Below are 12,096 nucleotides of genomic sequence, written 5' to 3'. Positions count from 1 at the left end.
AGTAGATGCTTCTTCTGCAATAATTGAAGTACTTAATAGCGTCGATATAGAATCTAGTTATCATAAAAAGGCTTGTAGTTCTTTTGCTATCTCTATCAATCATTCCATTTTACAAAGATAAATTAAACCTGCCTCCCTTTACTCACTTTCGCATCGCCATTTTTACGAATTCTAAAAGTACCGCGTTTATTTGTACAAAGCTATGGACCAGAGCATATAAAAAACTACTTTCTTATCAACTTTTTCATTAATTTTTTGTCTAAAAAAACTAATGACATCATAATTATACCCATTCCAATCAATTGATGAATAGACAGCGCTTCATGTAAAAAGTAAAAGCCTAGAATCATTCCGATGACAGGCACTATATAATTACTAAATGAAGTAAATAAAGCGCCTTCTTGCCGAATCAGCCTATTAAATAATGCATAAACAACACCCGCATGGAATATGCCTAAAATCGCTAAGTAGATGGATTGAGATCGTTCTATATCCAATTTGAAAGATTGCTCAAACAAAAGGGACATGGGGATTAGAAATGCACTGGCAATCAGTAATACATTTCTCATATGAATAACGGAAGACCCCTCGTTTAATTTCTCCATGATAATCAATGATAATCCAAAACTCATGGCAGCCAATATCAATAGGATACTACCCTGAATACTGTTAAAAAAGTCTTGGAATCCTTGTGTTGGCCATGATAGGAAAACAATACCTGCAAATCCGAATAGGATACTTGTAATCTCCCCCCTTGTGCTTTTTCTTTTGAAAAATGCTATTAAAAAGAGGATGGTAAAGACAGGAACCATTCCAATCAGCATCGCTGCGATACTGCTAGGCACCGTTTTCTGCCCCTGTGCAATAAACGCGAATGGCAGTACAACTTCGAAAACCGCAATGATTATATACCATTTATAATAACTCCTATTTACTCTGCGCTCTTCTTTTGATAAGAAAAAACCAATGAAGAGTAAACAGATACCACCGATACATGCTTTGAAGGCTGACAAAGTAATAACCCCAACATCATCTATAACTAATGCAATAAAGAAGAATTGAGATCCCCATATACCACTAATCAAGAGTAACAACACATATTTATTCATTCACTTTACCTCCCTTTTCATCAATGGCTCGGCAATAGTTTTACTAATATGCTTTGACCGATTTCCACCAAAATAGTTCGTGCCGATTACACCAACAAGAATAATCATTGCACCTACAACGTGATAGTAGTGAATGGTTTCATGTAAGAAAATTACCCCAGCTATGATCGTAATCAATGTCGCTAAATTACTAAAAACGCTCATTTTAGAGGCAGGTAATATAGATAATGCATAGTTTGATAAAAAACCAGTAAGCAGTGACGATAATGCACCAAGATATACGATTGAAATAAGAAATGAACTACTTGTTAAGGGTAAAAAAAAGCTACTAATTGATTGATTAATTATATGATTGATGATGGCCATACTATTAAAAGCAACAAAACCAAAGAACGTCATCACATAAGTTAATGTAAATAGTGAATATTGCTTTGTTAATGTCCTTGCTACCACATTATAGAGAGCGGCAGCAATCGAGGATAATAAGATCAGGATCGTTCCTTTCAAACTATGAGCCGCAAGTTGCAAGTCATTCATGACAAAGATAAAGATGACCCCCATCACTGAAAAATAAAGGAAAAATTTTTGACTTTTACCCGCATATTCTTTTAAAAATAATGAAGCTGATAATAACGTGAAAATTGGTATAGTCGCTTGGATAATACCCGCCTCTGAAGATGAGGTATATACGAGACCAAACACTTGAAAGGTAAAGAATGAAATTGGATAAAGAAGCACCAACGGAAGAATTTTCAAAGTATCCTTTGCACTCATTTTCACTGATGTCCTCCGATACAGCTTATAAATTATCGCGATCAAAAAAGCCATCGTAAATCGATGTGCCAATATATCTAGCGGACTCGCTTCCATTAATGATATTTTTGTGAAAATAAATGAAAATCCAATAATAAAAGCATATAGTATCGCCGCAAAATAGGCTTTTTTTTGTTCTGGCATATTGAGTAAATCCTCCTTTTTAACACCCGGCCGGTTGTTAATATCGTATTAAAAGCTTCACTACGATACAATACAAATAAGAAGCATCTGTAACGGTACAGTTTTTAGGAGGAATTCATGTTAAAATACGAAGCTTTGTTTAATGAATTTGAATCTCTGATCCAAAATGGACAGCTCAAAGCGGGCTTTAAACTCCCATCGATTCGTCGATTAAGCGAACAACATCAATGTAGTAAAAGTACTGTCTTGAAAGCCCTGCAAGAATTGGAAAAGAGGCATTTAATCTACGCGGTTCCTAAAAGTGGATATTATGTCGTTCAAAAAAAATTTGATGGTAAAAGTGAACCAACAGCGGAAATCGACTTTGTTACCTCCGCTCCCTCTTGGCATCAATTTCCGTATCATGACTTTCAACATTGTATCAACAAAGCCATCGATACCTATCAGCAAGAATTGTTTATCTATGGCACCCCAAAAGGACTACCCTCTTTAATTAAAGTGATACAAAAACAATTAGAGCAGTATCAGGTTTTCGCAAAAGAAGAACAGATTTTCATTACTTCTGGCGTGCAACAAGCCCTTTCCTTATTAACGTTCATCCCATTTCCTAATGAACGTACCCATATACTTGTTGAACAACCTAGTTATCATCTGTTTGTGGAGCAATTGAAAGCGTACAAGATTTCCGTGCTAGGAATCCAACGAACAGCAGCAGGTATTGATTTTGGGGAATTAGAGCGGATTTTTAGCAGTCAGAAAATTAAATTCTTTTATACGATGCCCCGTTTCCATAATCCGTTAGGGACTTCTTACTCTAAAAAGGACAGAGAAGAGATACTAAAACTTGCTGTAAAGTATGGTGTCTATATTGTAGAAGATGATTATTTAGCAGATTTCGAAGAGAATATGAAGGTAGACCCCATTTTTTCCGGGGATACACATCACATGGTCATTTATTTAAAAAGCTTCTCTAAAATAATGTTTCCAGGATTGCGCATAGGTGTTGCCGTATTGCCTAAACCATTAGCGGTCAGCTTTCAACTATATAAAAGAACAGCGGATATTGATAGTTCAATGATTTCACAAGCAGCCTTGGAAATCTATATAAAGAGCGGTATGTTTGAACGCCATAGAAACAAAGTACGTCTGTCCTATCTAGGGCGTGCAAAATTGCTATATGATGCTCTAGAAAAGCACTCTGCTCAAGGCTTTTATCGCCCCTCATCCATATGTATGAACGCTCATATCGTACTGCCTCATCGTTTAAATAGTGCTCACCTCATCAAAAACTTACAAAATCAACAAGTACTGGTAGAGACGATAGGTCAAAATTATATAGATGGTTTTCACCAGGAAAAAATAGTAAAGATAAACGTGTCCAATACAAATATACAAAAACTTGACCAAGGAATAGCTCTCATTTTTAAAGAATTGAATAACAAGCAAAATTATTACATATAGAACTTTTACAAATGTATAGTCACTTTATAGCAAAAAATAGTGGAAATATATTTTTTGCTATTGTAATAATGAAAACATGGGCAAATGAGCACAAACAAAAGAGAGCCAATCAGAATTGGCTCTCAGACTGTAGACAAACTCGATGAAAATCGAGTTTGTCTATTTTTTATGAGTTGTACAATTTGGCCGTTGATTTTCCACTCCAGGCACTCGCTTTCCGCGGGCGGTCGGGGAGCCTCCTCGGCTTTCGCCTGCGGGGTCTCCCCTAGACGCGCTTTTCCCGCAGGAGTCTCGTACCTTCCGTTCCAATCAACTTTGTCTTACCTTTTAGATAAACACTTTTGCCTGGAGTCATTTTTGTTTTAAAATAGAAGTATTAAAACTTGAGGTGATGAGGATGCTTTCTAAACATGATTCTATTCAGCGAGATCAACTTGAAATGATTACGTTAGATCAACTGGTGCCACCGAACCATTTGGTTCGTAAAATGGAGGCTGCCATTGACTTCACTTTCATTTATGACTTGGTGAAAGAGATGTATTCAGAGGTAGGACGCCCAAGTATTGATCCAGTTATTTTAGTTAAACTGACATTCATTCAATATACCTTCGGTATTCGTTCCATGCGTAAAACGATTGAAGAAGTTGAAACCAATATGGCTTACCGTTGGTTCTTAGGCTATGGTTTCCATGATAAAGTACCTCATTTCTCTACGTTCGGGAAAAATTATGAGCGACGCTTTAAAGATACAGACCTGTTTGAACAGATTTTCTATCGCATTTTAATGACAGCTGCTAATAAAAAGTTAATAAGTGCTGAACACGTTTTCGTGGATTCCACACATGTGAAAGCCAGTGCGAATAAACGGAAATTTGAAAAGAAAATCGTTCGTAAAGAAACACGAGCGTATCAAGGGCGTCTTCAAGAAGAAATCAATCAAGATCGTGAAAACCATGGAAAGAAGCCTTTTCCACCAGATAAATTTGATAAAGAAGAGACCAAAGAGTTAAAGAAAGTACAACGGATTCTGAGAGTGGCTACTATGTGAAAGATGAACGAACAAAACAGTTTGCCTATTCATTCCACGCGGCCGCAGACCGCAACGGTTTTGTATTGGGAACGATTGTAACACCTGGAAATATACATGACAGTGAGATCTTAGAGCCACTAGTTGAACAAGTGATTGAGAAAGTTGGAAAACCTGAAGCTGTTGCCGCAGCTTATAAAACACCAGCGATTACAAGCTACCTATTTAACAAAGAAATCATACGGACTTTACCTTATACACGTCCTCGACCAAAGAAGGATTTTTCAGCAAACAGGACTATGTATACGATGAACATTTTGATTGTTCCTTTGCCCTTCGGGCGAAACTTTATAGTACTCAACAACAAATAAAGAGGGCTATCGCGAGTACAAATCTCCAAAACAAATTTGTACAACATGCTCATTTTTATCTCGGTGTACAGAAAGCAAAGACTGTCAAAAAGTGGTGACACGGCATATCTGGCAAACACATGTGGAAGAAGCAGATCATCTGCGTCATCATCAAGATGTAAAACCTATATATGCTAAACGTAAAGAAACGATTGAGCGTGTATTCGCAGATGCAAAAGAAAAGCATGATATGCGTTGGACTACTTTAAGGGGACTTAAAAAATTGTCGATGCAGGCGATGCTTACTTTCGCTGCCATTAATTTAAAGAAGATGGCCAATTGGACATGGCGAGGTCCGAAAATGGCCTAACATAGTGGGCTCGTAGAGCCCCAATCACTTAACTTTAGGCGAAAATAATGGGAATTTCAAAAGGGGTTCGGAATTTTTTAATTCCGAACCCCTTTTGTCTACAAACTGAGAGCCAATCAGAATTGGCTCTCAACAATGTTTATCTTATCAGTCCACTTTATTTATAAAAGTTTATACGATCCTCAAGTGGTTTGAACTCTTTATCACCCGGTTGAGCTGTTGGATTTCCAAATGGCATTTGCGCAATCAATTTCCAGTTACTTGGAACATCCCATTCTTTTTTCACTTCATCATCAATTAGAGGATTATAATGCTGTAAAGTTGCTCCCAATCCTTCTGCTTCGAGTGCAGTCCAAACAACTAATTGATGCATGCCTGATGTTTGTTGAGACCAGATTGGGAAGTTATCGGCATAAGTTGCAAATTGTTCTTGAAGTGATTTCACCACAGATTCATCTTCAAAGAATAATACTGACCCATATCCCGCTTTAAAGGAATCCATTTTTTGTTGAGTACCAGAGAAATCTCTATCTCCAACAGCTTTCCTTAAAGCCTGTGTCGTAATATCCCAAAATTTATCATGTGCCGAGCCTGTCAAAACAACAAGGCGGGAGGATTGGGAATTAAAAGCAGATGGTGTGTGTTTTACCGCAAATTCAACTATTTCTTTAATTTTCTCATCCGATACTTGGACTTCTTTATTGATTCCATAATATGATCGTCTCTCTTTAATCGCGGTGTAAAAATCTTTTGTCATGATTCATTCCTCCAGAGCATTTTTTCTATTTCAAATGATTATTCCATTTTTTATTTCTACCTGATTTAGTATGGGCATTAACCAATATATAATTCGCAAAAGGCTATCATTTATTCTTTAATGAATTCCTTGGTGCTTCTTACTGTATCAATGGGACGGACCAACTTTTCGATTTGATCCCTTTTCGGTTCTAAGAACGGTGGTAAAGATAACTTTTCCCCAAGCGTTTCATATGGCTCATCCCCCATAAATCCAGGACCATCCGTGGCAAACTCGAATAAAATTTGCGGCGCCACTCGCACGTAAAGCGACTCAAAAAAGTGACGATCAACATAACCGGAAGTATGAAATTGGAAGCTTTCCATTCTTTTGATCCATTCTTCAAGAACGGAACGGTCTTCTACACGGAAGGCTGTATGGTGAACAGTCCCAAAACCCTGCCGTGCCTGAGGAAGGATCGAATTATGTTCGACAATTACTTGTGCACCATTCCCACCTTCCCCTACTTCGAATAAATGAAATGATCCTTCAGTGTCTATTTCTTTGAATAATAGGACTTTTTCCATCATTTCTTTAAAGTATTCGAAGTTGGCGATGCGAATGAAAATTGGTCCTAATCCTGTAATTGCATACTCCAGGGGAATCGGTCCTTTTTGCCAAGGGATTCCAGCTGCAATCCCTTCATTGTTTTCATCTGAGATCAATTGATATTGCTGATCATCAAAATCAACAAAAGAAATGATCTTTTTACCAAATTGTTCTTGGATTCCTGTATTCCCTACTTCTAATCGATCGAAGCGCTTAACCCAATAATCTAATGCTGCATCATTCGGTACACGGAAGGATGTTTTTGAAATCTCATTAGTCCCATGCACTCCTTTTGGAATACCAGGAAAGTCGAAGAAAGTCATGTCAGTACCTGGACCGCCTACATCGTCAGCAAAAAACAGGTGATACGTTTGGATATCATCTTGGTTAACTGTTTTCTTGACTAAACGCATGCCTAATATATTTGTGAAAAATTCATAATTCTTTTCTGCACTGCTTGTTATAGCCGTTACGTGGTGTATTCCTTTTAATCCGTTCATATTTTATTCCTCCCATTAAAACAATTCAACTTTTGGATGTTCAGCTTCTTTCTTGATCCCCTACATTTTTCCTTCAATAAGAATGGCCTATTCATTAAAGGAGGTTTATTATCTCGAATTAATATATCTTTATTTAAAGATAATTTATCATGAATAACATTTGTTGTCAACAACATTACCTCAAATTAATATATCTCAACTTCAAAATAATTTAAGGCAAAAAAAAACGCCCTTGTCCATTTTCATTTCTATAAAATCCCCTAAAGCAAATAGCATTTTTGAATATAGGTTACTGCTATAGCTATAAGTCGCGGCAAAGACGATCCATCACTTCTTTGGCAAAATTGAATCAGAATTAAATGTGTTTTAATACGAAAGCCCCCAGGAAAAAACAAATCCTTTACGTGAGGGCTATTTCGTTTTGTTTTTTTATTTTACTTGACGCAATTCCCCTTGTTTTTCGGATGAAGAATTTGTACCATCATTTACTTTTGACTTCTTAGAAGAAAGATAAACTCCTGCGAAAATAATAAGCAGGCCAATAATTACATTAGGATTAATCGCTTCTCCCAGCAGGACATAGCCCCAAACCATAGCGGTTGCAGGAATAAGATATGTGACCGTTGCGGCTAACTCTGGGCTGCCATTTTTATTGATGTAGAAATAGATCAGCTGTCCTAGCCCAGAGCCAAAGCACCCAAGTCCGACTATGGATAAAACCGTTAGCGGTTCCAACAACATCACTGGCTTAATCGGCTCTGTTATCAGCATCCCGATCAAACCGATAACGGCACCCGTGAGCAGCGTAAACGTCGTAATGACCAATATGCTGGTATTGGAAAGAAATCTTTTCGTAAATTGGCCGGCAAAACCATAACAGGTGGACGCTAGCAGCATTGTCCCAATCCCAATGAATTCCTTGCCGAAAAGCTGACCGACTTGAAAATCCATCAATACTAGAATTCCGAAAAAACCGATTAGAATGCCCACCCATTGTCGGGCGGTTAAAACATATGAAAAAATGATAAATCCGATGATCCCCGTCCAGATCGGAGTGGTTGCATTAAGAATCGATGCCGTGCTGCTGTTAATCTCTGTTTCACTTAAAGCTATTAATCCCCATGCTAATCCACAATTGAAGATTCCGACAACGACCAGTGCTTTCCACGGCAATTTCCAGTTGATATTCCTGCGCTTCAACCATAAAATGGGAAGCAGCATAACAGCACCTGCCAAACAGCGGAGAAAAACAATTCCCCAAATGCCCGCTGGCGGGAGCAGCCACTTCATAAAAACAAACGATAAACCCCATATCAAACTAAGGCCGATTAAAGCCCCGTATAATCGAAGCATGATGTTCCCCCTTCCTACTTTCTTATTATGACAAACATTGTTAGGGATTTCATATAAAATATAAGATAAACTTGAAATTTATTTTCTGCCAAAATCGGTATAAAGCAGGATAAAAATGCCACAGATTTCGAATCAAATAAATGTTTTTTCATATCATAAAAAACTAAAGAAGCTGGAGCTCATTAAAGAAGGCAAGCCAGTCTATAGGCTTGCCTTTATCTGAAAAATAAAGTAAAAAAAACTTAACATGTTATTTCGTTTCTTCTTCCTACCGCCCGTTTAAGCTAAGTTTTGGGTAATACTTAACACCAATCACTGTACCGCGTACAACATTTAAAAATTCACAATATTCATTGCTAATATATCGAATTTATCGACAATTACAATTCCATAATATGTACTTTCAAATACCATATCTAATAGTTTATTATTGGAGAATTGTCCAGTAAGTCTCCTTTACCCAGAATCATTTACCATATAATGCCGCGCTTTTGTTCAATACATCCTTACAAAATGAAATTTTTTCAAAAAATCACCGCGAAATAAAGTGTTTTTAAAAGGCTGTTTTCACATACTTTGTTGCTATTTACCAGGTAGTGAGTTGTGGTTGATTTCCCCTCCAGATGCTCGCTTTCCTTGGTGCGGGCGGTGAGCCTCCTCGGCGTAAACGCCTGTGGGGTCTCACCTGTCCCGCTGCTCCCGCAGGAGTCTCGCACTTCCGCTCCAATCAACCTTAAATAGTTTCGTTTTAAAAACAACAATCTTTACGAAAAGAGCCATTTAAAAAAATCGGTCGAGATATTATATGCCCTCTCTATCGTAATCAAATAGATTATTTTTTCACGCTTCTATAGATTTTATTTAGCGCAAAAAAAGCCTGGCAACCTTTTTTATAGTTGCTAGACTTACGTTCATTTTTAAGATTCAACCCCGATATAAACGGCTGATTTTGATGTTTACTAATCTGTATTATGTGAACTATTGAAAGTAATAGTAATTTATGAAATAGTCAACTTTTTCGAACATTACTCTTCAGGTGCTTGGTCTATACTCGCTGTAGTCTCGTCTCCAATAATACAAGGTAAAGTTTATTATTTGCCCGACTTGCTGCAACGTATAAGATCCGAGAAAATTCTAAGGTCGTTTGACGATAGACTCAACTTGAATGGTGGTATTCTGTGGATGATTGATTATCCCCATTGGCTGAATGGAACAGAAATCACCTGTTTTATTGATTGTTAATGTACCCTTCTCCCATATCTTCAGGTTTCACCTTACCTGTTCGGACTTTTTGGGCAAGTTCACGGACATCCTTGGCAATTTCCTTAATTGATTTTTCATCGAAATGATTAATAACGGAAATACTAGGTTCGTTCCTCCGTGCCGATCATTTAATAGGCTGCCAGGTCCCGCAGTGCCTTTTCAACTTTTTCAGGATTCACCATGAAGGATTTCTCCAATGCTGGGGAATATGGCATCGCTGGAACATCCGGGCCTGCCAGTCTCATGATTGGGGCATCCAGATCGAAGAGGCAGTTTTCTGCAATAATTGCCGATACTTCACCAATGATGCTCCCCTCCTTATTATCTTCAGTAATCAATAGGACCTTTCCTGTTTTCGATGCAGCTTCAATAATGGCTTCTTGATCCAATGGATAAACGGTTCGCAGATCAAGTATATGAACGGATATGCCATCACTGGCAAGTCTTTCAGCTGCCTGAAGCGCAAAATGAACACAAAGGCCGTAAGTAATCACTGTAACGTCCTCGCCGTCACGTTTTACATCCGCTTTACCAATGGGTAAAACATAATCATCAGTCGGCACTTCTTCTTTAATAAGGCGATAGGCACGTTTATGTTCAAAGAAAAGGACCGGGTCATCATCCCGAATGGCTGCTTTCAATAACCCTTTCACGTCATATGGCGTAGATGGCATGACAATTTTAAGTCCCGGTTGATTGGCAAAAATGGCTTCAACAGATTGTGAATGGTATAACGCGCCATGTACTCCCCCGCCGTATGGAGCCCTGATGACGATAGGACATTGCCAGTCATTATTGGAGCGATAACGAATTTTTGCAGCTTCTGAAATGATTTGGTTGATTGCAGGCATGATAAAATCAGCAAATTGCATTTCTGCAATCGGCCTCATCCCATACATGGCCGCGCCAATGCCCACTCCTGCGATTGCTGATTCAGCAAGCGGGGTATCAATGACCCGCTGTTCCCCGAATTGTTCGTATAAACCAGATGTCGCTTTAAAAACGCCGCCTTTTTTCCCTACGTCCTCCCCTAAGACAAATACACGGGAATCACGTTCCATTTCTTCTCGCATAGCCATTATAACGGCATCTATATAAGATATCACTGCCATCTTCTTTCCTCCTTACTTATCTGCATAAACATATTTTGAAAGCGTGTCTTCATTTGCAAATGGAGCATTTTCCGCATAATCCGTCGCTTCGTTCACAACTTCCATTATTTCCTCGTTCATTTGTTTCTCTAATTGATCATCCATGATCCCTACAGCTTTTAAATAGGCCCCGAATGTAATGATTGAATCTATTTTTTTTGCCTCCGATACTTCTTCAGGCGACCTGTATTGACTATCATCATCGTCGCTTGAATGGGGTGTCAACCTGTATGAAACCGTTTCAATCAAGCTTGGTCCTTCACCACGCCTTCCCCTCTCAGCCGCTTCTTTCACCACCCGGTATACTTCGATCGGATCATTTCCATCAACCGTCACCCCTGGCATGCCATAACCAATGGCCCGGTCCGACACTTTGCTGCAGGCCAATTGTTTTTCGATAGGGACGGAAATGGCATATTGATTATTCTCGCACATCAAGATAACCGGAAGTTTATGTACACCTGCAAAATTCGCTCCTTCATGGAAATCACCTTGGTTTGATGACCCTTCACCAAATGTAACGAATGAAACGATATCTTTTCCTTCCATTTTTGCAGCGAGTGCAATCCCCACTGCATGCGGCACTTGAGTGGTAACTGGCGAAGATCCCGTTACGATGCGATTCTTTTTTTGCCCAAAATGGCCAGGCATTTGCCTTCCGCCTGAATTCGGATCTTCCGCTTTTGCAAAACTGGATAACATTAAATCTCTGGCGGTCATCCCAAATGCAAGCACTACCCCAAGATCCCGGTAATAGGGAAGGATATAATCCTTTTCACGATTTAAAGCAAACGCAGCACCCACTTGAGCTGCTTCTTGTCCTTGACAAGAAACGACGAATGGAATTTTTCCAGATCTGTTCAACAGCCACATCCGTTCATCTATACGTCTTGCCAACAACATCACTTTATACATCTCTAGCACATTTTCATCACTCAGACCTGCTTGCAGATGACGGTTTTCAACCATATGTCATCATCCCTCCTAATAATCAGAACATTTTACTTTAAAACCCAAATGCTGGTCCTCATACTGGCACCCTTTTCAAACGGGAGTGCTGTATCACGAAACACTATTGTTTCTCTTTAGCTATCTCTTTGTCTCGCAAACTAAATTCGCTTATATTTTCTCGAAGGAAGAAAAATCTCCATTATGTAAACATGCTTTCTATTTAACACCCATACATTCTCATTTACGTTATCATCTAGTA

At 38.6% G+C, this 12,096-nt stretch carries 8 protein-coding genes and 2 pseudogenes; 2 read left to right on the top strand and 8 right to left on the bottom strand.

Annotated features, from left to right (window positions below):
• Positions 1-224 precede the first annotated feature (224 nt).
• Together UP17_RS09815 and UP17_RS09810 are read right to left on the bottom strand one after the other, a co-directional pair.
• Positions 225-1,109 (bottom strand): DMT family transporter, encoded by an 885-nt coding sequence (locus UP17_RS09815; RefSeq protein WP_061462842.1) that lies wholly within the window; start codon positions 1,107-1,109, stop codon positions 225-227.
• On the bottom strand, positions 1,110-2,066 hold the full coding sequence (locus UP17_RS09810; protein WP_061462841.1) for a DMT family transporter: 957 nt from the start codon (positions 2,064-2,066) through the stop codon (positions 1,110-1,112).
• Positions 2,067-2,183: 117 nt separating this feature from the next.
• Between UP17_RS09810 and UP17_RS09805 the strand changes: the two genes are divergently transcribed.
• Both UP17_RS09805 and UP17_RS09800 read left to right on the top strand, forming a co-directional pair.
• The gene (locus tag UP17_RS09805) at positions 2,184-3,527 is read left to right on the top strand and encodes an aminotransferase-like domain-containing protein (protein ID WP_061462840.1); all 1,344 of its coding nucleotides are present in this window, start codon (positions 2,184-2,186) and stop codon (positions 3,525-3,527) included.
• Between the two features lie 397 nt (positions 3,528-3,924).
• Positions 3,925-5,274 (top strand): annotated as a pseudogene (locus UP17_RS09800) (IS1182 family transposase).
• Between the two features lie 157 nt (positions 5,275-5,431).
• On the opposite strand, the gene UP17_RS09795 reads toward UP17_RS09800, so the two are convergent.
• From UP17_RS09795 to UP17_RS09775, 6 genes and pseudogenes are all read right to left on the bottom strand, one after another.
• Positions 5,432-6,031, bottom strand: coding sequence for a nitroreductase family protein (locus UP17_RS09795; RefSeq protein WP_061462839.1), 600 nt, complete (start codon positions 6,029-6,031; stop codon positions 5,432-5,434).
• A gap of 110 nt (positions 6,032-6,141) precedes the next feature.
• Positions 6,142-7,119, bottom strand: a complete 978-nt coding sequence (locus UP17_RS09790) for a ring-cleaving dioxygenase (RefSeq protein ID WP_061462838.1) — start codon at positions 7,117-7,119, stop codon at positions 6,142-6,144.
• Between the two features lie 429 nt (positions 7,120-7,548).
• On the bottom strand, positions 7,549-8,472 hold the full coding sequence (locus UP17_RS09785; protein ID WP_061462837.1) for a DMT family transporter: 924 nt from the start codon (positions 8,470-8,472) through the stop codon (positions 7,549-7,551).
• A 1,137-nt stretch (positions 8,473-9,609) separates the two neighbouring features.
• Positions 9,610-9,829: pseudogene (locus UP17_RS26350) on the bottom strand (2-oxo acid dehydrogenase subunit E2); the annotation flags it as partial.
• A 34-nt stretch (positions 9,830-9,863) separates the two neighbouring features.
• Positions 9,864-10,847 carry an alpha-ketoacid dehydrogenase subunit beta gene (locus tag UP17_RS09780; protein ID WP_061462836.1) on the bottom strand — a complete coding sequence of 328 codons (984 nt, stop codon included), beginning with the start codon at positions 10,845-10,847 and terminating at the stop codon, positions 9,864-9,866.
• A 12-nt stretch (positions 10,848-10,859) separates the two neighbouring features.
• Entirely contained in the window at positions 10,860-11,855 is a 996-nt protein-coding gene (locus UP17_RS09775) for a thiamine pyrophosphate-dependent dehydrogenase E1 component subunit alpha (protein ID WP_061462835.1), read from the bottom strand.
• Between the last annotated feature and the right edge of the window lie 241 nt (positions 11,856-12,096).

Source organism: Peribacillus simplex (assembly GCF_001578185.1).
Classification (GTDB): domain Bacteria; phylum Bacillota; class Bacilli; order Bacillales; family DSM-1321; genus Peribacillus; species Peribacillus simplex_A.
This window is presented reverse-complemented; position numbering and strand designations above follow the sequence as displayed.